Genomic DNA, 22,119 nt, shown 5'->3' on the forward strand with positions numbered 1-22,119 from the left:
CTGACGGCTGCGGCGCCCATTCGCATAAGGGTACGTTAGGGAACGGCTCACCGATGGTACGGCAAGCAGCCGCTACCGGACCAGCCACAAGCATTCTCATTATCGGCTACGCGGACGGCCTGCCAAGTTCCACACAGTTCTCTGACGTTCGCCGGTTCGCGTTCCAAAAGCCGACTACCACCTGACGGAAAGGCTGCGCTTCGTGCTTCCAATCGTTCCGCTAGATCACGCCCTATTGGACCGACCTCGCCGTTGCGCCCGATGCATGAGCTGCGAGCAACCGGGACCGAGGCGGGCGCGATGGCGGCTATGGGTGGTTTTCTGCCGGTCCGCTTCCGCCTGAAAAGAAGCGGAAGCGGACGTGCGAGGGTTGGCGTCAGGCCGCGCGAACGGTGGCGAGGAAGCGCCTGACCTCGGCCGTCAGGTGCTCGGACTGTCGCGACAGCTCGGACGCCGCCCCGAGCACTTGGCTCGCTGCCGCGCCGGTATCCTCCGCCGCGCTCGCTACGCCGGCGATGTTGCCGGTCACCTCGCCGGTGCCGGCCGCCGCCTGGGCGACGTTGCGGACGATCTCCTGCGTCGCCGAACCCTGCTGCTCCACGGCCGCGGCGATCGAGGTGGCGGTGGCGCTGATGTCGCGGATCCGCTGCGTAATGCCGCGGATCGCCGCTACGGCCTGACCGGTCGAGGCCTGGATCCGCCCGATCTGGCCCGAGATCTCCTGGGTCGCCCGAGCCGTCTGGCCGGCTAGGTCCTTCACCTCGGACGCCACGACGGCGAAGCCCTTGCCGGCCTCGCCGGCACGCGCCGCCTCGATGGTGGCGTTGAGCGCCAGTAGATTGGTCTGGCCGGCGATCGACGAGATCAGCCCGACCACGTCGCCGATCCGCTCGACGGCTGCGCTCAGTTCGAGCACCAGGGCACCCGTCTGGTCGGCCTCGGCCACAGCCTGCCGCGCGATGGTGGCAGAGTCGTCCACCTGCCGGCCAATCTCTTGGACGGAGGACCCGAGTTCCTCAGCCGCCGCCGCGACCGTCCCGACGTTGCTGGCCGCTTCCTCCGCGGCGGCGGCCACGGCCGTCGAGTGCGCGGCTGTCTCGGCCGCGGTGCCGCTCATCGCACTGGCCGTGGCCTGAAGCTCGGTCGCCGAGGACGACACCATGCCGATGATGCCACCGACCGCAGCCTCGAAGCTGTCGGCCATCTGGCACATGCCGGCCTTGCGCTGCTCCTCCGCGGCCAAGCGCGCCTGCGCGGTCTCCGCCTCCAGCCGACGGGTGTGGATCAGATTGTCCTTGAAGACCCGCACGGCCGCCGCCATCGAGCCGATCTCGTCTCGGCGCTCGGCACCTGGCACCTGTCCGCTCAGGTCCCCCGCGGCGAGACCTGTCATGAACGCCGTCATGGCTCGCATGGGTCGCGCCACGCTTCGCCCTATGAGGGTACCCAACAGACCGATCATCATGGCAACGATGGCCGCGCCGCCGAGAAGACGCATCAGGGTGGGGCGCATCTGCGCCGCCGTGTCATCCGCGTAGATGCCCGATCCGATGATCCACCCCCATGGCGCGAAGCCTTTCACGTAGGAGATCTTCGCCACCGGCTGATCCAGGCCGGGCTTCGGCCAAAGGTATGGGACGAAGCCCGCGCCCGACTGCTTCACCTGCTCGACCATGTCGACGAAGAGGTGCTTGCCAGCCGGATCGACAATCCCGCCGATGTCCTTGCCAATCAAGTCGGCCTTGGGATGCAGCACCATGCGCGGGTGCATATCCTGGATCCAGAAGTACTCGCTGCCGGCGTAGTGCAGGTTCCGAACCACCGCCACTGCCGCTTGCTGTGCGGCATCGCGGGTCATCCGGCCGGTGCGCTCCTCGGCTTCGAAGTAGGCGAGCACCCCTTGCGCGGTCTCGACAAGGTCGCGCGTCTTCAACTCGCGTGCGTCCGTGACCGTCTGGGACATGTCCCAGCCAGCGAGCCCGATCAGCACCGCCATGCCGCCGAGTGCGATCAGGGTGATCAGCTGAAGGCGCGTACCGACGCGGAAAGCCATGGGATCCTGCTGTGAGCTGCGCCAGACGGGCGGATGGGCAATCGTGTTTGGGCGCGTATCGCCGTGCCCGCGGCCTAACGTGCGAGGTGTCCGTCGGTGGCTAAATGCGTGGCGATGACAGCGGTCTATCAAGCTATGCGGTTAATAAAATTACGTGCAACCTTTGATTGAAAGCTTGATATAAAGGTTTGTGACTAGCCGCTTTCTGTAATGCGGTATTATTTATCACGATTCCGGGATCGAGCTGGCTCGATAATTCCAAGAGTAGCTGGTTGCCTCTTTCAATTTAACGTTGCCGGCCAGTCGGCGAATGACCGCTTTCAGGAAGCGCCTTTCTTCGATGGGATGGCCGACTTGGGTCGAGGCTGTGTCAAAACGCAGGTATGTAGCGAAATCGTAGAACGAACGTCTCCGCCCCAAGGATGATGGATCTCCAGATTTAGCGGCCGACGCCGACAAGAAGCCCGTTTGGCCGGTGCCACCATCCTTCGAGAGAACGTTTTTCTACAACGGCCGACAGCATTCGAGTTTTGACACAGCCTCGGTCGCTATCGGACTGTCCGCTCGGGGTGGGTTGAGGACCGTCCGCTTTCCGGGTGAGGTTCCTCCGAAGCAGTCAATGGCCGGTTGGTGCGTGTCGCCGGTCCTGACGGCGACATCCCGGTCGAGATCCGCCTCTACCTACCGCGGACCCGGCAAATCCCGGGCGCGGAGCACCTCGGGTCGCTCGTGGGCGGCCATGACCGGGACGGACGCGTCGAGGATCGTCAGGGAGGCGTCGTCCGTGCTGGGATAGTGGCTGGGCGCCTTCTCGGCCGTCATCAGCCGGGATGGGGCTGGTCACTAGGTCCGGCATGCCGAGCCGCTCCCTCCGACACCTCCCTGCCGGCCGTGCCTACTCCGCGAGCTCGCGCATGACCTTGATCAGGTCGGACTTGCCCTCGAAGCCGATGCCGGGAAGCTCGGGCATGAAGATGTGCCCGTCCTCGACCTTCACCCCGTCCGGGAAGCCGCCATAGGGCTGGAACAGGTCCGGGTAGCTCTCATTGCCGCCGAGCCCGAGACCCGCCGCGATGTTGAGCGACATCTGGTGTCCGCCGTGGGGAATGCAGCGGGACGGCGACCAGCCGAACTGGTCCAGCACGTCGAGGGTGCGTAGGTACTCGACGAGACCGTACGACAGGGCGCAGTCGAACTGTAGCCAGTCGCGATCCGGCCGCAGGCCGCCGTAGCGCAGGAGGTTGCGCGCGTCCTGGTGCGAGAACAAGTTCTCGCCGGTTGCCATCGGGCCCGGATAGAACTCCGACAGCGCCGCCTGCAGGGCATAGTCGAGCGGGTCCCCGACCTCCTCGTACCAGAACAGCGGGTACTCCCTCAGCATCTTAGCGTAGGCGATGGCGATCTCCAGGTCGAACCGGCCGTTCACGTCCACCGCGAGCTGCGCCTGGCCCTCGATCTCCTTCAGAACCGCCTCGATGCGGCGCTGGTCCTCGTCGATGGGCGCGCCGCCGATCTTCATCTTCACGACGTTGTAGCCGCGGTCGAGATAGCCGCGCATCTCGGCGCGCAGGGCGCCGTAATCCTTGCCCGGGTAGTAGTAGCCGCCGGCCGCGTAGACGAACACACGCGGATTGGCCTCGATGCCCTTCTGCTCGGCGAGCATGCGAAACAGTGGCTTGCCGACGATCTTCGCGGTCGCGTCCCAGATCGCCATGTCGAGGGTGCCCACCGCCACCGAGCGCTCGCCGTGGCCGCCGGGCTTCTCGTTGGTCATCATCGCGGCCCACAGCTTGTGCGGGTCGAGGTTGTCGCCGGCCTCGTTCAGGACGGTCTTCGGGTTGGCCTCCAGGATGCGGTTCTTGAACCGCTCGCGGATCAGGCCGCCCTGGCCGTAGCGACCGTTCGAGTTGAAGCCGTAGCCGACCACCCTGCGCCCGTCTCGCTCGACGTCGGTGACCACGGCCACGAGGCTCGCGGTCATCTTGGTGAAGTCGATGTAGGCGTTGCGGATGGGGGACGAGATCGGCTTGGTGACCTCGCAGACGTCAACGATGCGCATGGGTGCTCTCCTCAAGTTCAGGGCGGGTTGGAAAGGCGATTCGGGACGGCCTGGGCTTATCGGGACGGCCTGGGCTTACGAGGCCGCCGGCACGGGGGTGGGCAGCGCGTGTCCGGTCTCGGTCTCGGGGACGAGGCCCTTGGCGGAGACCTCCGCGCGGTTGCGATAGGCGTCCTCAGCCTTGGCCAGGTCGAAGGCGCCCTCCCACTTCGCGACGACGATGGTCGCTACCGCGTTGCCGATCAGGTTGGTCACCGCCCGCGCCTCGTTCATGAAGCGGTCGACGCCGAGCAGGAGAACGAGGCCGGCGACCGGGACGGTGTGAATGCTCGACAGCGTCGCGGCGAGGGTGACGAAGCCGGCGCCGGCAACGCCAGCCGATCCCTTCGAGGTCAGGAGCAGCACGCCGAGGACCACGAGCTGGTCGCCGATCCCGAGCGGGGTGTTGGTAGCCTGGGCGACGAAGATCGCCGCCATGGTCAGGTAGATGCAGGTGCCGTCGGCGTTGAAGGTGTAGCCGGTCGGCAGCACCAACCCGACCACCGACTTCTCACAGCCGAGCCGTTCCAGCTTGGCCAGCATGCGCGGCAGGACGGCCTCGGTGGAGCAGGTGCCAAAGGTGATGAAGATCTCGTCCTTGAAGTAGCCGAGGACCTTGATGAGCGAGAACCCCGACCAGGCGCAGACCGAGCCGAGCACGACGCCCACGAACAGGATCGAGGTCGCGTAGACCCCGAGCATGAGGTAGGCGAGCGACCAGACGGTGCCGAGGCCATACTTGCCGATGGTGAAGGCGACGCCGGCTCCGGCCCCGACGGGCGCGAGCCGCATGACCATCGCGACGATGCGGAACAGGGCGTCGAGAAGGCTGTCGACCACGAGGACCACGGGCTTACCGCGCTCGCCCGCCTGTACCAGGGCCAGGCCCAGTAGCACTGAGACCAAAATGATCTGCAGCATCGCTCCCTTGGCGAACGCATCCACGATGGTGGTAGGGATGATGTCCATCAGAAAGCCGACGAGGCCGGGCTGGGCCTCCGCCGTCTTGGCGTAGCCCGCGAAGGCGCTGCCGTTGATGTGCGAGGCGTCGATGTTCATGCCGGCGCCGGGCCGCATCACGTTCACGACGACGAGGCCGATGACCAGCGCCAGGGTCGAGACGACCTCGAAGTAGAGGAGCGCCCGCACGCCGATGCGACCGACCTCCTTCATGCTGCCCATTTTGGCGATGCCGACGACGATGGTGCCGAAGATCACCGGCGCGAGCAGCATCTTGATCAACTTGATAAAGCTGTCGGCGAGGGGCTGCAGCGCAATGCCGACGTCCGGCAGGAAATAACCGACCAGGGCGCCCAAGACGATAGCGATGAAGACCTGGATATAAAGACGGCCGAACCATGATTTCATGGCGTGTCTCCTCCCCTTCGCCGCCGGTCATGCGACGGAATACGAAGTCCCTCTGGCGGGGGCTTGGGGCGTGCATAAGCCTGGACACCCTCGCGGGGCCAATGCCATGTTCGGAATACGCTATGCGTAGATGGTATCGGGCATGGACCTGGATTGGCTCAAGGACTTCCTGGCCTTGGCGGAGCAGAGGTCGTTCTCGCGTGCGGCCGAGGTTCGGCACGTGTCCCAGCCCGCCTTCAGCCGGCGCGTCCGCGCCCTGGAGGATTGGGTCGGCACCGCCCTGTTCGTCCGCGGCGCCCACGGGGCTTCCCTAACGCCGGCCGGCGCCCAGTTCCAGCCGGCGGCCCACGCGCTGATGCGGGACCTGGAACGCGCCCGGCGCGACGCGCAGGCGGCGGGCCTTCGCGATACGGCGACGCTGTCGATTGCGGCGACCCACGCCCTGTCGTTCACGTTCTTCCCGAACTGGATCCGGGGGGTGATGCAGCGGCAAGCGCTCGGCACCCTCAACCTGATTTCGGACAGCATGGAGGCCTGCGAGGGCATCCTGCTCTCCGGCGAGGTGCATTTCCTGCTCTGCCACTACCAATCGGACGCACGGACGCGCTTCGAGGCTAACCGGTTCCCGAGCCTGCCCGTCGGTGACGACGTCTTGGTGCCGCTCTGTGCACCGGGGCCCGACGACCGTCCGTCGTGGTCGCTCCCCGGAACGGCGGCGGCGCCGGTCCCCTATCTGGGTTACAGCCAAGCGTCGGGCCTCGGGCGCATCCTCGCGGCCTGTCGGGACCGGCAGCACAGCCATACGTCCACCGCGGTCACCTCCCACCTCGCGGCGGCGCTCATGACCATGGCGCGAAACGGGGACGGCATCGCGTGGCTACCACAGACCCTCGCGGCCGAAGACCTGGCTCGCGGGCTGCTCGTCCGCGCCGGACCCGAACGGTTCGACATACCCATCGAGATCAGGCTGATCCGGTCCCTGGAATGCCGGAACGAGGCCGCCGACAGGCTGTGGGATGACTTGATCGAGCGGGGCTCCCGAACTGACATTCATCGAGTGAATGCCGGCTTACGAAGCTGAGATGCCTGATCGAGCGTTCCTCGGCCCCACCGAGCCATCGATTTCGCGACCAATCGGGCGTGTGTCCCGAAGCCGACGTTCCGTCTTCGACCGAGACCGTGTCGAAACGCATTGATCGTGCTCGCCAGTGGGCGAACTGACGCTCGGTACCCATCCCAGAGTATCCGGGAAGGGTGGATTGCCGCTGGCCCGCTTTTGGACAGCGAATGCCCCGAAGCCGACATGCTCACGAACGGTAGCTCCGAATCCTTTGGTGCGGCCTCCTTGCCACCGCCTGATCCAGCGGGGGGCTTCGCACCACCGAACTGATCGCCCCGGCGGCGTCGTGTCGTCCGATTGGCCGGGGGAGGATCCGATAAGGGGCTGCCGGCGAAGGCTTGAAGAATTAGCGTAACCTTTTGGACTTAAGGGGGGGGCACAACGCCATGAGCCTCAGGGGCCCCTGGATAGCCGGGTGTTCCAATTGCTTTTACGCATTCATAGACTTGGTGCAGCTGGGGTCGGGGCCGGCGCGCTGCTGGCCGCACTTCTACTGACCCTCGCAAGCGCGGCAACGCTCGCACTGAACGTTGCCAATCTCGCGGATAGCCGGACCGAGGTTGCGCGTTTGACGGGCGTGCTGCGCGCTACTTCCGACACGCTGGAGAGCGTGCGTGCGGCTGAGACAGGCCAGCGCGGTTATCTCTTGACCGGGCAAGAGCGCTACCTCGCCACTTATAAACGCGGCCTCCCTCGAGCCCGGAGCAACCTATATCTGATTGAAGACTTGGTACGCGGCGCTGATGACCGTGCACTCATCGAGAAACTGCACAAGCTTATAGATTCTAAGCTTGAAGAGCTTTCTCAGACCGTGATGATGGCGGAAGACAATGGAACTGAGGCCCTTCGCATCGTGCGCAATGGCTCCGGCCAGATCATCATGGAGGAGATCGAGGCTGTAGCCCGTGCGATCACTGAGCGCAGCACCGCGGCGCTCAATGGCTTGTGGGCCGCTGATGGCGCGCAGATCAAGACCGCGACTATTGTCGCGGCTCTTACGGGGGCCCTCGCGCTTGGCTGCACGCTGCTTGGGGTATTCTTGCTTGCACGGTTGCGCGAACAAGTCGCTCGCGAGAGGGCTGAGCAAGCCAGCGCAGCCAAAACCGAGTTCCTGGCCTCGATGAGCCACGAGATCCGGACACCCCTCAACGGGGTAATCGGCTACGCTGACTTACTCTGCGAGGAGCCGAACCTCGGTCCCCGTGCGCGACAACATGCCGAGCGTATCCGCACGGCGGGCGCAGCCCTACTAACCGTCGTCAACGACATCCTCGACTTCTCGAAACTGGAGGCCGGGCAGGTCGAGATTACGTCACGGCCGTTCGCGCCTGTGGCCCTGGTCGACAACACCGTCTCGATCGTTCGGGGCTTAGCCGAGGCAAAGGGACTGACGCTTGCCGTAAGCTTAGATCCTGCGTTGCCCATGTGGTTGATCGGCGACGAGGACCGATTGCGGCAGGTGCTGCTGAACCTGCTCAACAACGCCGTGAAGTTCACCGCACGGGGCAGGATCGACCTAAGCGTGACCCTGAGCGGCTCGAAGGAGGGGGCGGTCCAATTCCGCTGTTCGGTCCAAGACACCGGCATCGGCATACCGGCGGACAAGCGCGACCGCTTGTTTCAGCGCTTCAGCCAAGTCGATGGATCGATCGGACGGGATTTCGGCGGTAGCGGGCTTGGTCTGGCGATCTCAAAAGCGCTCGTTGAGCGCATGGGCGGGGCGATCGGCGTTGAGAGCGTGATTGACCATGGCTCAACCTTCTGGTTCGCCCTCGAACTCCCTGTGGCAAGCGAACCGGCCATCGTCCTAGAGCCCTCATCCAACTCCAGTGGTCGCTTGGGCCGACGCCTGTTGTTGGCCGAGGATGTTCCGCTGAACCAGGATCTCGCCCGAGCGATCCTGGAACGCGCCGGGCATAGTGTAGACGTGGTCAGCGACGGCGCCGCGGCGGTGGCTGCGGTAAAGGTCAAGACGTACGACCTCGTGCTGATGGACATCCAGATGCCGGGAATGGACGGCATGAGCGCCACGCGGCACATCCGTGCCCTGGAGGGTGCTGCCGCGCGCATGCCGATCGTGGCTATGACGGCCAACGTTCTGCCGGAACAGGTGGCAGAGTTCCGCGCCGCGGGCATGGACGATCACATCGGCAAGCCGTTTCGGCAAGACGCGCTCCTCTCGGCGGTCGATCGCTGGGCCTCGGAGGGAGCACACGCGGCAGTGATCTCCGGCCTCGACAGCTCCGTCTTCAACGAGATGCGCGATATGGTCGGCCACGAGCGCATGGTCGGCCTGCTTGCGATGCTGGCGGATGAACTCACCCAGCGGTTCGGACCGTCCTCCCACTCCCACGACCGCAAGCAGATCGCCGAGGATGCGCACGCGATGGTGTCGGCTACGAGCATGGTGGGCTTCGCTTCACTCGCAACGCTTTGCAGAGAAGTCGAAACCGTTTGCCGGTCGAAAGAGGACCATACAGTACTTCTAGAAGTCCTGCGCGCCCGCTCATCCGAAACCGTCGCCCGTATCGCCACCATTCGGTCTGAACCAACTTTGAGTCTTGCGGGCTGATTGCTCAGGAATATGGGCGCTCTATCGGCAAGCAGACATCCGAAAGGTGGTCGCGTACGGGCTTTGCAGGGACCAGATTAAGCAGTGCGGGTCGCCGAGAGTAAGCGGTGGCCACTGCCCTTGCCTGCGTCATCCTGCTATCGTCGAAACGTGCCGAGACGCATGACTTAGTCGATTGGTTCCAGACGATGCCGCCTGTGCCGCGCATCCGCATCACTGGATTTGTCAGCCGCTGGATGGGAGCGAGTGGCGGTGACGACGCCGAGTTGACAGTGTCGTGATTCGCTTCTGCCAGTAAGCCTTAATTCATCAATTTCCGTGCTTTATACAATGCGCACGTAGCGACTTAGCTATATAATAAATTCTACTCATGGCGCCTATAAAACGAGATGAGTTAGGCTGAAAAGAGTCTTGCGCGTGCTGATGCTTCGGTCTCTGTTCGCGTCGCGTTCCATCGTGGCGCTTGTTGCCTATTTCGTGATCTTGACCGCCGTGATCGCTACGGGCGCCACGCTGCTCGTCGCCGATATGCATCAACAGGCAATTCAAGATGTAGAACGCAGCATCGTTGGGCTTTCCAAGGTCCTGGCCGACCAAGCTGACCGCTCCCTGCAGGCCATGGAGATGGTTCAGGAAGCAATCATTCAGGATTTGCACGAGGCGCACGTCGAGACACCTGCGGATTACGCTGTGGTGGTAGCTCGACATGACCTCCATACGTCTCTCCGCGCCCGTATCGCGGCGCTGCCACAGGTCAACGCCATCACTATTGTCGACGGTGACGGTAAGCTTCTCAATTTCAGCCGCTACTGGCCGATTCCCGATGTCAACATTGCGGACCGAGATTATTTCAGGGCGCTGGCTGCCGACCGCAAGCTCCAGCGTTTCATCAGCGAGCCGGTCCAGAATCGCGGCAACGGCGCTTGGACCATTTACGTCGCAAGAAAGGTCACGGCCGCCGACGGACGCTTTCTTGGTCTTGTGCTTGGTGCGGTAGAGCTCGGCTATTTCGAGTACCTCTATCAGCAGATTACACCGTCCGACGATGCCGTGGTCTCTGTCTTTCGTAATGACGGCATGTTGCTCGTGCGCCATCCCACTCGGGCTGACGTCGTTGGCAAAATCTTCCCGACGACGGGGGCTGCGCTGATCGCTAATACGGACCCAATGGGCGGCTTTCTCCGTAATGTCAGTCCGATTGATGGGAAAGAACGGCTCATCGCGACGCGAGCACTTGTCCGCTACCCTATGATCCTGAGTATCAGCCGTACGACGGAAGCGAGCCTCGCCCCGTTTCGTAGGCAGGCTGTCGTTTTAGCAACGGGGGCGGCACTGCTTATCGGCTGCCTTGGCACTCTGTTGCTGCTTGTCTTGAGGCGAGCCCGAGCTGAACGGCGTGTTGCACGGGCCGAGGAGCGTGCTCGAGGCGAGCAGAAGCTGCGTGCGCAATACGAACGCTTCGGCATTGCTCTCGACAACATGGCGCAAGGTCTTTGCCTGTTCGACGGCGATGGGCGCCTTGTCGTGATGAACGAACGCTTCGCCGATTTGTATGCCGTTCCGCTTCATCTCCAACAGGCAGGCACGACATCCGACGAACTTCGGCAGCTCATTCTCGCGCGACGTGGGGGGCCTGCGGAGGAATGGGACATGGTCATTCCCCCCCCGACAGCGGACGGATCGCCGCAAACCGCCACGGTTGTTCGTTTGGCCGACGAACGCGAGATCAACGTCCTCCGGGTCTGTGTCCCTGGCGGTGGGTGGATCTGTACCCACGAGGATGTCTCAGCACTGCGTCGCAGCGAGAAGCGAGTGCGCTTTCTCGCGCGACACGATGCTTTGACCCGACTTCCGAACCGCGTGCAGTTCGAGGAGGTGGTCGCGCGGGAAATAGCGCTCTGCGCCAAGACGGGCGCACAGTTGGCGCTGCTTTGTCTCGATCTCGATGGCTTCAAACAGGTCAACGATCTGTTCGGCCACCCCACCGGTGACCGTATTCTTCAAGAGGTCGCCGCACGTCTGCGTGGGCTGCTTGACGGACGCTGCGTCGCAGCCCGCCTCGGCGGCGACGAGTTCGCTGTGCTCGCTGCTGGGCTTGATGATGTGAGGACGCCAGCCACGGCCGCGCAATCCATCGTAGACGCCCTTGGTGCATCCTACCTCGACGGCGGACGTTTGATCGACATAGGGTGCAGCATCGGCATCGCGACGTTCCCGGGCGACGCGGCTGCTTATGAGCAGCTTTTGTCCGCATCCGACATGGCGTTGGTTCAAGCCAAAGCTGCCGGCAAAGGAAATTACTGCTTCTTCGATCCGTCTATGGACGTGGCAGCACGTGAACGCCACCAATTGGCGCTGGATCTGCGTGCAGCCATTGGCACCGAACAGCTGGAGCTGCACTATCAGCCGCAATTCGCGCTCCTTTCGAACGAAGTATCGGGCTTCGAAGCACTTCTTAGGTGGACTCATCCGACGCGGGGTCCAATTTCGCCGGCTGAATTCATCCCTCTGGCAGAGGAAACCGGGTTAATCCTGCCACTTGGTGAGTGGGTGCTGCGTGAGTCTTGCCACGAAGCAGCATCGTGGGCACGGCCCCTCGATATCGCTGTCAATCTATCGATCGCCCAATTCCAGCAAAGCGGCCTGTGCGACACGGTCCGTTCTGTGCTTAGAGAGACGGGCCTAAAGCCAAACCGTCTTGAGCTTGAGGTGACCGAGACCTTGTTCTTGAAAAGCTCGGCCCGCTCCCTGGATGCGCTTCATGATCTGAAGGGATTAGGAGTGCGCATTTCAATGGATGATTTTGGGACGGGCTACTCTTCGCTAGCGACGCTCCAGACGTTTGCCTTTGACAAAATCAAGATCGACCGGTCGTTCGTTGCGCAGATCGGTTTGACGAGCAAAGGTAGCGCTATCGTCCGCGCCATCATCAGCCTCGGCGAGAGTCTGGGAGTCACGGTGCTTGCGGAGGGCATCGAAACCGAAGAACAGCTGACGTTCCTGCGGGAGCACGGCTGCGCGGAGATCCAGGGTTACTTATCCGGCCGACCTATGCCGATCGTAGCGTACCGCCTGCTCATCTTGCCCACAGAGGATCTTCGCGTCGCATAGCTGTGCCATAACATCTCCGACTTACTTGTGGGTTGGCATCATGCCGAAGTCCAATCATCGGGGTAGCCGATGAACGCAGCCACGAGGCGAGCGTGCCGGCCGCGGGTTACCAAGCTTCAAGGATGAACCAGGCTCCTCGTCCCCAGGCCGTTTTCTGGCAATTTTCGACAAACACCCAATGGTGCAGCCAGACCGTCACGCGGCAAAAGCCCAAACTTCGCGATGCTGCATCACTTGATACAAGTTCCGGTTTCGGGGAATCCCTTCAACGACCCGCGCGGCTGGTGTGGGTCGAGGCTATGTCAAAAGTCCGGTCTGAGACAGACTTGGGGCCTGATCTGCGGAGGCCAGCATGGGTCGGTTCGTCGAAGGGCAGGACCGTCGGCAGTCCTGGTTGCTGCCCAGTTCGCTGGACGACTATGTCACGGCGGACAATCCGGTTCGCGTGGTCGAGGTGTTCATCGACGAACTCGATTTAGGCGCCCTCGGCTTCACGCGCTTCGAGCCCGCAGCGACGGGGCGGCCTGCGTATGATCCGGCCACGCTTCCGAAGCTCTACCTCTACGGCTATCTCAATCGGGTGCCGTCGAGCCGGCGGCTCGAGCGGGAGGCACAGCGCAACATCGAGGTGATGTGGCTGACCGGTCGCTTGGCTCCCGATCACAAGACGATCGCCAACTTCAGGCGCGACAACGGGCCTGCGATCCAGGCGGCCTGCCGGCAGTTCGTGGTGCTGTGCCGGGATCTGCAGCTCTTCGCTGGGGCGACCGTCGCCGTGGACGGGTCGAAGTTCAAGGCGGTCAACAACCGGGACCGCAACTACACCGTGGCCAAGGTCGCCAAGCGCCTGGAACAGGTGGATGCCAGCATCGCCCGCTACCTCGCGGCGCTCGACCGGGCGGACAGGGAGGGCAACGACGTGCCCGAGGCACGCACGCAGCGGATCGGCGAGAAGATCGCCGCCCTACGCCGCCAGATGGCCTTCCTGCGCGAGATGCAGGAGCAGGTAGAGGCCGCGGACGACGGACAGGTCTCGCTGACCGACCCGGACGCGCGCTCGATGGCGACGAGCGGGCGCGGCACCGGCATCGTCGGCTACAACGTCCAGATCGCTGTCGATCCCGAGCATCATCTCGTCGTCGCCCATGAGGTCGTCAACGAGGGCCACGACCGAACCCAGCTCGTGCCAATGGGCGGTCGGGCCAAGCAGGCCATCGGCGCGGAGGCGATCACAGTCCTGGCCGATCGCGGCTACTACAGCGGCGACGAGGTTCTGGCCTGCGAAGGCACGGGCGTCCTGCCGGCCATGCCGCGGGTCGATACGTCGGGTCGAGCCAAGAAGGGACTCTTCGTACGTGCCGACTTCGTCTACGACACGGCGGCCGATCACTACGTCTGTCCCGCCGGCGCTGTGCTGACGAAATCTAACGCCCGCTCCGATCGACACGGTGACATCGATCATTATCGCAACCTGGAAGCCTGTCATGCCTGCGCGATGCGGGCGCGCTGCACGACCGAGAAGTTCAAGCGCTTCAAGCGCTGGAAGCACGAGGCGGTGCTGGAAGCCATGCAGAGGCGGCTCGACGCCATGCCTGACGCCATGGCGGTACGACGCGCCACGGTCGAGCATGTCTTCGGAACGCTGAAAGCCTGGATGGGCAGCACGCCCTTCCTGACGAAGGGCCTGAAAGGCGTGCGAACCGAGATGAGCCTCGCGATCCTCGCCTACAACATGAAGCGGATGATACGCCTGTTCGGCGCAACCTGGCTCATCCAGGCCATTCGAGCCTGAAGCGGCCCACCGCGCCGTCGTCATCATCCTGCCGACCAGCGCTGGCGACCACGATCAATGCGTTTTGACACGGCCTCGGTCGGAAACGGGATGGCCGCTCAGGGTGGTTTCCTGCCCGTCCGCTTCCGGAAGGCGGATGCATTGAAGCAGACATCGCTGAACCGATAACTCCCGACCCTATGCAGACCTGGGGGAAGTCCGCTTCATGGCTACTTGCTAAACAAAGACCTTCGACCGCAGTGGGAACGAAACGGAAGTTCGTACGTTGCGCCATTCTAGAATCAATTGCGCTTACCCTGATCTAGGGTGCACACCTTTCTAAGTAGGTGAAGACCGTCCGAGGCTATCAGGATTGACTCTCCCCGAACTGGTATGGGGCTACTAATATAATTCTTGAGAATTTCTTTCTTCAATCGCGTCGATGACGGCTGGAGAATGAAGGATTTATTTTCTGGCCTGGCTCTGACCGTCTTAGCGTCGGTCGGCTCCATTATCGTTCCATCATGTTCTCGAAGGATTTTAACTTCAAATGCGTTCCGGTAGCTTTCGAGAAGTATGGTGTCGCCAGACGGTCCCACAGTCGCGTTTGTGAGGAAATCCCAACTTTCCAGACTAGCCAGCAAAACGGAATGCCCATCATCAGTACGAATGTAAACACGGCTTTTATCGTTAATCAGAACAGACTTTATTCCAGGTAGGTCCACGATGCCACCAGGGTTTGTCAGAACGGGTGGATTGTCCAAGCGGAGCTGTGAAATATTTAGATTTCGATCTATGATATACAGCCCATTCGTGACCAAAAACATAAATCCATTTAATCTTGGAATGAACGTCGCTGGACGTGGATTGTTTATTTTAAGCCCGCCTTTCCGAATGACATTCTTAAATTCAAGCTCACCTGGCTTGATAGCAAACACACCTTCTAAGCCAACACCGATGATCCGTCCGCTCTTCGGATCGCGTTCAAAGCTGTCATGGATGGAATTCGACGGAAATTCGCCGGTAAAAGGCACGAATGCGTCCTGATCGTCGATGGTCCATGCACCATTTCTGCGCCAGGAATACAGGACTGGCTTGCGAACACCGGGGAGCATCACGAATTTAAAAATCATCCGAAAAGACTGACCATAATCTTCGTCTGTCGGATGGCCATTGCGTACTGGCACCGTACAAGGGCCCGCTTTCTCTGGCACGCCAGCGATCGCGCTCTGCACGATCCAAAACGTGAAAAAGAGAGCGTAGGTCCAGCGTCGTCCTAGCTGCGACATCAAAGCCACGTTCCTCAGTTGCACTTCAGATGTTTCTAACAAGTCGATATCGACATAGCGGTGGCGCTTGGCATTTCGTCACCCTGATTTCGATCAGGCCGACAATCTTCACGACTTTGGCAGGGGCTGCCTTTGCTTGCAGGTTGAAAGTCGGCTTTCAGTTGGAGGGCCAAAGTCCGCGCCCCACGCCAAGCTGAAGTTACCAGTGGCCAACGAATGGCCGCATTTGGGAAACGCCAAAGGCCGTCAGTTGGGCCGGCTTGGGTCGATAGGAGGCCGTCCGCTTTTCAGGTCCGCCCTCTCCGAAGCAGCCATTCCGCTAACGGCCAGTTCCGGCCTCATTGGCTGGTGCCTCTGAACGGCTGGGTTGGGTGGATATCTGTCAGTCCGCTTCGAGGCGACGTCTGCCGCAAAAGTTGACAGGCCGGGGCTATCGATTCAGGTCAATGCCCACCGGCGCTTCTGTTTGTGGACGCGGTCGAGCGCCGCAACGAACAGCGGCTCCCATTCGAGGATGTGCCGCGTCATCAGCTCGCCGGCCTCCTGCATTGAGCCCTTGTTCTTGGCAAGCTCGATCATCGCGTAGTGCTCCTCGACCGAGGCGGCTTGTCGTGCCGAGCCGTTCTCCGAGCGGATGCCGTAGAGCCGCATCGTGTCGCGCAGCTTCAGGGCAATCCGGGTCAGAACCGGGTTGCCGGCGGCATCGAGCAGCGCCTCGTGGAAGGCCCTGTCGGCGGCCATGTAGACGGGCACGTCACCTTTTCTGACCGCAGCGGCGATCTCGTCGGCGATAGCGGTTAGGGGTGCAGGATCGGGAAGGCCGATCTGTACGAGCTGCTCGATGGCCATGGTCTCCAGCCGCACGCGCACTTGGAAAGTGTTGCGCAGGTCCTCGACTGTGGGCGTCACCACGACGAAACCGCGGTTCCGCCGGACCTCTAGCAAGCCGTCGGCTGCCAGCTGAAGCAGGGCCTCCCGAACGGGCGAGGACGAGATGCCGAGGTGTTGAGCGAGCGCCGGACCTGACAAGATCGTACCCGGTGGGATCTCACCGGAGATGATGTCCATCTGCAGCTTGCGGCGGACCTGCTCGCCGAGGCTGACCTCCTGAATGACGATGATGTCGTCGACGCTGGCGTCCATAGTCGGGGTCCTTCGCCGCGGTACTCTTACGCCGTCCGTATAGTCCCACGCGTGCAGGCTTGCAAAGGCACGTAGCCCATAGTACTCAGACGTAGTGCATTACTCAGATGCACCATCAAGATGCCCTTAGGAGTCTCGCTGCTGGCAGGTGAGGAGGCCGTCATGTCGGTTCAAGCCCGTGCCCCTCTCGGATCCAGCGACGTCGCCGGAGCCAGCGGCTCCTTTCCTCGCGTACAGCGGAGCCCAGCGATGACCCCGACCCTTGCCACCGCGGCTCAGGCGCTGCTGTTCACGAGTGGGCTCCGTTTGATCCATGCCAACCGGGACCGGTCCGAGGCCGTCGGCGCCGTATTGGCGATCATCCTGATCATGGCGCTGGGCCTCGCCGCCCTTGCCGTGCTGCCTCCGAACGCCGTGTCCAACGACGCGATCCGCGCGGCTGATCCTGCATTCGAGCTGTTCGGCCCTTGACGAACGTCCCGCCGCCACGCGGACGGCGGGCGTGATCTCGGTGTGCTGCGACCCTGAGTGACCCTCGTCCCGGCCGATCGGACCGGGCGATCCCGATGAGGAGGTGATGATGGCGGTGCGGTTCACGTTCACAATTCTGCTCACTGCCCTCGGCCTCTCGATGGCCGGCGCCCTCAAGGCCGATCCCGCCCTGGCTTGCGACGGCTTCAACGAGGCGCCGATCAGTTGCGACGACGCGGCACCGGACAGGTTCGCTCAGTGGATGCTCAAGCGCGCCGCCACCGCGGTCGGGGTCGACGAGCCCAAGGCTCTGGGTGAGTTTAGCCGCGGCGAAGGCGGTTTCCGCACCGCCGACAGCTACGTCTTCTGTGTCGGACCGGACGGCGTGATGAGCGCCCATCCCAACCCGATCCTGCGTGGCCACGACGTGCGTGACCTGCACGACAAGACCGGCCACTACTTCATCAGGGACATGCTGGAGCAGGCCAAGCCCAGCCAAGTTTCGGTGATCCGCTACCTGTTCCCCAAGCCCGGCAGCACGGTCGAGGAGCCGGAGACGACCTATTACACACGCGTCGCCGATCAGGTTTGCGCGGTCGGCGTGTACGATGCCGACGCCACGCAGCCAGCCAGCGCCAGCACGCCCGAGGCGCGAGTGGCCGACCTGCGGCGCAAGCTCGACGGCGAGATCCCCGCCGCCGCGCGGCCGGACTGGACCGCCTTCCTAGAGGCGCTGACCGTGCGCGACGACGCGCGCACGGCTTCCCTGGCCAAGGTGCGCGACGGGCTGCGAGCGGTGGAGAACGCACTACCCGCGCCCGACAAGCGCGCCGCGGCGGACTGAGCCGCCCCACGACGGTTTGGACGAACGGACAATACGTGCAGATCGTTGGTGGCCGGTCGGCGACCCCATTCGAGGCACCCGACCGCTGGAGCACCGGCCGTGAGCGACAGAGGTCCCGCAACGGGCCACGATGCGCACTTGGCGCCCCCGATGCGAGAGGGTCGCCTCGCGCGCCTGTCCCAGGCGCTAGTGGCTTGGGCCGAGCGCTGGTTCCCCGACAGCTATGTCTTCGTCCTGATCGCGACCAGCCTCGTCGCCATGGCCGTGCTGGCCCACGGCAGCACACCGCGCGCCGTCAGTAGGGCGTTCTGCGACGGCTTCTGGAGCCTGATCCCCTTTACCCTGCAGATGGCCATGGTGGCGATCGGCGGCTACGTCGTGGCGGTCTCGCCGCCGGTCGCCGTCGCGCTGCGGCGGGTGGCCGGTCTGCCCCGGACCGGACGCGGCGCCGTCGTGTTCGTTGCGCTCACCAGCATCCTGCTCTCGCTCGTCAACTGGGGCGTGAGCCTGATCTTCTCCGGCCTGCTCGTGCGCGCGATCGCAGCACGCACGGACCTGCGCCTCGATTATCGCGCCGCGGGCGCGGCGGCCTATCTCGGCCTGGGCTTCGGCTTCACCCTGGGGATCAGCTCGGGGCCGGCGCAGCTTCAGGCCAACGCCACCAGTATCCCGGTCTCGCTGTTGCCGATCACCGGGGTGATCGGGTTCGAGCAGACGATCCTGACTTGGCAGAACCTCGTGATCGTGTCGGTCGGCACGCTCCTGTCGGTGACGGTGTCCTACCTCACCGCGCCCTCCGACGCGCACGCACGTACAGCGGCCGATCTCGGCGTCGAATTAGCCCCGGCGACGCCGCCGCCAACGCCGGTCGGGCCGCGCCGTCCCGGGGACTGGGCGGCACACAGCCCGGTTCTCACGCTTGCGCTCCTCGCCTTGTCGGCGGGTTGGCTCAGCGACGTCTTCGCCGGCGGCAATCCGCTCGTGACGCTGTCGGGCCTCAACACCTACAACTTCATGTTCCTGCTGCTGGGCGCACTGCTGCACTGGCGCCCGCAAGCGCTGGTGGCGAGCTTCGCGCAGGCGGTGCCGAGCGTGTCCGGGGTGCTGTTACAGTTCCCGTTCTACGGCGGTATCGCGTTCATGCTGACCAAGGCGTTAGCGGACGGCGCGAGCCTGTCGGACGCGATCGCCCGCGGCTTCGTTGGGCTGGCCGCAGGGCCTGGCACTTTTTCTGCGTTAGTGGCGGTGTACTCGGCGGTGCTGGGCTTCCTGCTGCCCTCGGCGGGCGGGAAGTGGGTGATCGAGGCGCCCTACGTGATGGGTGCGGCCAACGCGCTGGAGGCGCATCTCGGCTGGACGTTGATGGTCTACAACATCGCCGAGACGCTGCCGAACTTCATCAACCCGTTCTGGATGCTGCCGCTCCTGGGCGTGCTCGGCCTGCGACCGCGCGACCTGATCGGGTACACCGCGGTGCAGTTCTTGGCGCACGCCCTGGTGCTGCCGGCGCTGGCCGCCCTGTTGATGATGACCTTCAGCTACCACCCACCCGTCGTACCCTGATCTGATAAGTTTACTCGCGGCGAGCAGACATCGTGGCGAAGTTCCCCTCCTTTCGTGTCCGCTTCTGGGTAGTAGATGGATTGACCAAGACGACTGCTTAGGGTCGGGAGCCGAGTGGCAGGACAGGGTGGAAATTGGCCCGTCCGCTTCCATGCTCAGTCGATAGGGAAGCGGACGTTCGAGTTGCGACCGAACTCTACCGCGTGCGCACTGCAGGCCTGCGAACTCAGGTCAGGCGGCGCGAACAGTGGCCAGGAAACGTGCGACCTCCGCCGTGAGATGCTCAGACTGACGCGACAGTTCGGATGCCGCCCCGAGCACCTGGCTCGCAGCGGCCCCGGTCTCCTCGGCAGCACACGCTACACCGGTGATGTTCCCCGTGACCTCGCCCGTGCCTACGGCCGCCTGGGCGACATTTCCGACGATCTCCTGGGTGGCTGCACCTTGCACCTCCACCGCCGCGGCGATGGAGGTGGCGACCGCGCTGATTTCGCGGATGCGGCCTGTGATCCCACCGATCGAGGCGACGGCCTGCCCGGTCGATGCCTGGATCTGCAGGATCTGCCCGGAGATCTCGCTCGTCGCCTTGGCGGTCTGCTCGGCCAACGCCTTCACCTCCGAGGCGACGACGGCAAACCCCTTGCCAGCCGCGCCCGCGCGAGCGGCTTCGATAGTGGCGTTGAGGGCCAGCAAGTTCGTCTGACCGGCGATGGTCGAGATAAGGCGTACGACGTCGCCGATCCGGGAAACGGCAGCGCTCAGTGCCTGCACCAGCGTGCCGGCCTGATCCGCCTCAGCGACGGCTTGCCGGGCGAGATCTGCGGAGCCGTCGACCTGACGGCCAATCTCCTGCACTGACGAGCCGAGCTCCTCGGCTGCCGCGGCGACGGTGTTGACGTTAGAGGCCGCCTCCTCGGCCGCGGCCGCCACCGCGGAGGATTGAGCGGCGGTCTCGGCGGCGGTGCCGCTCATTGCTCCGGCGGTAGCCTGCAATTCAGTGGCCGCGGACGACACCATACCGATGACACTACCGACTGCGGTCTCGAACCCGTCGGCCATGTCCCGCATCGCGCGCTTGCGCTGCTCCTCGGCGGAGGCCCGGGCCAGGGCGGTCTCTTCTTCGAGCTTGCGGGTTCGGACGAGGTTGTCCTTGAACACTTGCACGGCGGCGGCCATCTCGCCGATCTCACTGCGCTCGCCGGCATTCGGCACCGCAAGGTCAGCGGCGCCATCGGCCACCTGCTTCATGACACGCGACATGCGGCGGACGGGGACCGAGATCGTGAAGACGGACATCCAGCCGATCGCCAGCGTGATGACGACGACGAAGACAAGCACCACCACGATGCCGACGCGGGCGCTCTCGGCTAGCGCTTTGGCATTGGCGGCGTTCTGCCTGCCGTACGTGTCGTTGAAGGCGATATCGGCTTTCAACGCCGCGCGGGCCGCGTTCAGGTTTGGTAGCATGCCGTCCAAGAGATGGTCCGTTGCCGCCTTCGTCTCGCCGGCATGCATCCGGCGCAGAAACTCCTCTCCCATTTGCGAATAAGCAGGCACCGCGGTGGTCACGGCCTTCCAGAGAGCCTCTTCACCGTCGCTGAGGTAAAGGACGTACTCCTTCAGGTCCGTCTCGATCTCAGCCATGCTGGCGCGCAGGCGCGGCAGGGATTGAGGCCGGCGCTCCTCAGTGGAGACGAGGTAGGCGAGTTGTCGGCTGCGGAAGGCCTCGAAATTCGTGGCTAAGCGGCTGAGGATCCGGGTGGACGGCAGGGTATTGCCACCAAGGTCGTCGATGGACCCGGTGATAGCGTTTAGGCGGTCGTAGCAGAAACCGCCCAGGCCGACGGAGAAGGCGAGCAACACCAGAAGCGACGCGATCAGGCGTACCCGTACGGAGACGTTGAAGTTCATTTCAGCGGGTTCCAGGTCAAACAATCAGACTTGAAAGTGATCCGCTATGCTTAATTCAATGTTAATATTCCCGCGAACTGTGCGACCGGCGATCTGCTGCTTTGTCGCCAGACCGTATGAATTATAGTGATTGTTAGTCCTGGGAAGATTGTTAGTGGCTGTACAGGTCGTGGCGGGATAATTTTATATCTCTGTCCGCGTTGGAGGAAGGGGGCAATTGCTTCTACCGACCAGATAGGGTCGTTACGCGACCGTCCGTTTCTGCAGCGGACCTTCTCCGAAGCGGACTGACAGCTTTCGGCCAGATCCGGTCGGCCAGTTTGCGCTTGCGGCGGTCATGGAAACACGCTGGGCAGACCGCTGCAAACAGACATGGCGGCGCCCAGCAGACCTCAGAGTTTGCGAGCGTATTCCTGGTGCGGGTCGATGTCGGGATTTTAAGGCAACCCACCATTATGACTGTCAAAAGGCGTTGGAATGGGACCCCGGATCGGCGTGCAATTGGGACCCCTTCGCAAGCGGGGTACGGTACGGTGCGGCTGAGCTGATACGGCGTGGCTGCGGTTGGCGCGCAAAGGGGGTGTCGTTTCACCACCCCCTTTTCAAGGCGAGGGTCATCACGACTCCGGCCGTCAGCGGGGAGGGTGCAAATCCCCTAAGGGCCCGCCTACTGAAGTTCTAGATCTGGGGAAATCGAAGCTAGCGGAGCCCAAAGCAGGCTGCCGAGGGACGGCGGGCGACCCTGGCCGAAGCGATCGCTCTCAAACCCGCGCGGGCGGTGGAGGCGGCCGAGCCATGCGGTGAC

At 63.4% G+C, this 22,119-nt stretch carries 15 protein-coding genes; 8 read left to right on the forward strand and 7 right to left on the reverse strand.

Annotated elements, in window-relative coordinates; all coding sequences use genetic code 11:
• Window positions 1-376: 376 nt before the first annotated feature.
• The 4 genes from MKK84_RS34525 to dctA all read right to left on the reverse strand — a co-directional run bounded on the left by MKK84_RS34525 (window position 377) and on the right by dctA (window position 5,519).
• Complete coding sequence (locus tag MKK84_RS34525) at window positions 377-2,053, reverse strand: methyl-accepting chemotaxis protein (RefSeq protein ID WP_243927425.1); 1,677 nt, start codon at window positions 2,051-2,053, stop codon at window positions 377-379.
• Between the two features lie 681 nt (window positions 2,054-2,734).
• The gene (locus MKK84_RS34530; RefSeq protein WP_243927427.1) at window positions 2,735-2,875 is read right to left on the reverse strand and encodes a hypothetical protein; all 141 of its coding nucleotides are present in this window, start codon (window positions 2,873-2,875) and stop codon (window positions 2,735-2,737) included.
• A gap of 73 nt (window positions 2,876-2,948) precedes the next feature.
• Window positions 2,949-4,112, reverse strand: coding sequence for a mandelate racemase/muconate lactonizing enzyme family protein (locus tag MKK84_RS34535; protein WP_243927429.1), 1,164 nt, complete (start codon window positions 4,110-4,112; stop codon window positions 2,949-2,951).
• Window positions 4,113-4,187: 75 nt separating this feature from the next.
• Entirely contained in the window at window positions 4,188-5,519 is a 1,332-nt protein-coding gene (gene dctA, locus MKK84_RS34540) for a C4-dicarboxylate transporter DctA (RefSeq protein WP_243927430.1), read from the reverse strand.
• 142 nt (window positions 5,520-5,661) lie between these two features.
• On the opposite strand from dctA, the gene MKK84_RS34545 reads away from it, so the two are divergent.
• The 5 genes from MKK84_RS34545 to MKK84_RS34565 all read left to right on the forward strand — a co-directional run bounded on the left by MKK84_RS34545 (window position 5,662) and on the right by MKK84_RS34565 (window position 14,114).
• Complete coding sequence (locus MKK84_RS34545) at window positions 5,662-6,600, forward strand: LysR family transcriptional regulator (RefSeq protein WP_243927432.1); 939 nt, start codon at window positions 5,662-5,664, stop codon at window positions 6,598-6,600.
• 454 nt (window positions 6,601-7,054) lie between these two features.
• On the forward strand, window positions 7,055-9,211 hold the full coding sequence (locus MKK84_RS34550; protein ID WP_243927433.1) for an ATP-binding protein: 2,157 nt from the start codon (window positions 7,055-7,057) through the stop codon (window positions 9,209-9,211).
• A gap of 107 nt (window positions 9,212-9,318) precedes the next feature.
• Window positions 9,319-9,492 (forward strand): hypothetical protein, encoded by a 174-nt coding sequence (locus MKK84_RS34555; protein WP_243927435.1) that lies wholly within the window; start codon window positions 9,319-9,321, stop codon window positions 9,490-9,492.
• Between the two features lie 136 nt (window positions 9,493-9,628).
• Window positions 9,629-12,322, forward strand: a complete 2,694-nt coding sequence (locus MKK84_RS34560) for an EAL domain-containing protein (RefSeq protein ID WP_243927467.1) — start codon at window positions 9,629-9,631, stop codon at window positions 12,320-12,322.
• Window positions 12,323-12,674: 352 nt separating this feature from the next.
• Window positions 12,675-14,114, forward strand: coding sequence for an IS1182 family transposase (locus MKK84_RS34565; protein ID WP_243927438.1), 1,440 nt, complete (start codon window positions 12,675-12,677; stop codon window positions 14,112-14,114).
• A gap of 281 nt (window positions 14,115-14,395) precedes the next feature.
• Here MKK84_RS34565 and MKK84_RS34570 read toward each other — a convergent pair whose 3' ends face one another.
• Window positions 14,396-15,328, reverse strand: coding sequence for a hypothetical protein (locus tag MKK84_RS34570; protein WP_243927440.1), 933 nt, complete (start codon window positions 15,326-15,328; stop codon window positions 14,396-14,398).
• Between the two features lie 492 nt (window positions 15,329-15,820).
• Window positions 15,821-16,525 carry a GntR family transcriptional regulator gene (locus MKK84_RS34575; protein WP_243927442.1) on the reverse strand — a complete coding sequence of 235 codons (705 nt, stop codon included), beginning with the start codon at window positions 16,523-16,525 and terminating at the stop codon, window positions 15,821-15,823.
• A gap of 249 nt (window positions 16,526-16,774) precedes the next feature.
• On the opposite strand from MKK84_RS34575, the gene MKK84_RS34580 reads away from it, so the two are divergent.
• The 3 genes from MKK84_RS34580 to MKK84_RS34590 all read left to right on the forward strand — a co-directional run bounded on the left by MKK84_RS34580 (window position 16,775) and on the right by MKK84_RS34590 (window position 19,403).
• Window positions 16,775-16,996 carry a hypothetical protein gene (locus tag MKK84_RS34580; RefSeq protein ID WP_243927444.1) on the forward strand — a complete coding sequence of 74 codons (222 nt, stop codon included), beginning with the start codon at window positions 16,775-16,777 and terminating at the stop codon, window positions 16,994-16,996.
• A 109-nt stretch (window positions 16,997-17,105) separates the two neighbouring features.
• Entirely contained in the window at window positions 17,106-17,840 is a 735-nt protein-coding gene (locus MKK84_RS34585) for a cache domain-containing protein (RefSeq protein ID WP_243927469.1), read from the forward strand.
• 150 nt (window positions 17,841-17,990) lie between these two features.
• Window positions 17,991-19,403 (forward strand): TIGR00366 family protein, encoded by a 1,413-nt coding sequence (locus MKK84_RS34590; RefSeq protein ID WP_243927471.1) that lies wholly within the window; start codon window positions 17,991-17,993, stop codon window positions 19,401-19,403.
• A 231-nt stretch (window positions 19,404-19,634) separates the two neighbouring features.
• Here the strand turns inward: MKK84_RS34590 and MKK84_RS34595 are convergent, their stop codons facing one another.
• Window positions 19,635-21,314 carry a methyl-accepting chemotaxis protein gene (locus MKK84_RS34595; RefSeq protein WP_243927446.1) on the reverse strand — a complete coding sequence of 560 codons (1,680 nt, stop codon included), beginning with the start codon at window positions 21,312-21,314 and terminating at the stop codon, window positions 19,635-19,637.
• Between the last annotated feature and the right edge of the window lie 805 nt (window positions 21,315-22,119).

The sequence above is a fragment of the Methylobacterium sp. E-065 genome (assembly GCF_022829605.1).
Taxonomy (GTDB): Bacteria; Pseudomonadota; Alphaproteobacteria; order Rhizobiales; family Beijerinckiaceae; genus Methylobacterium.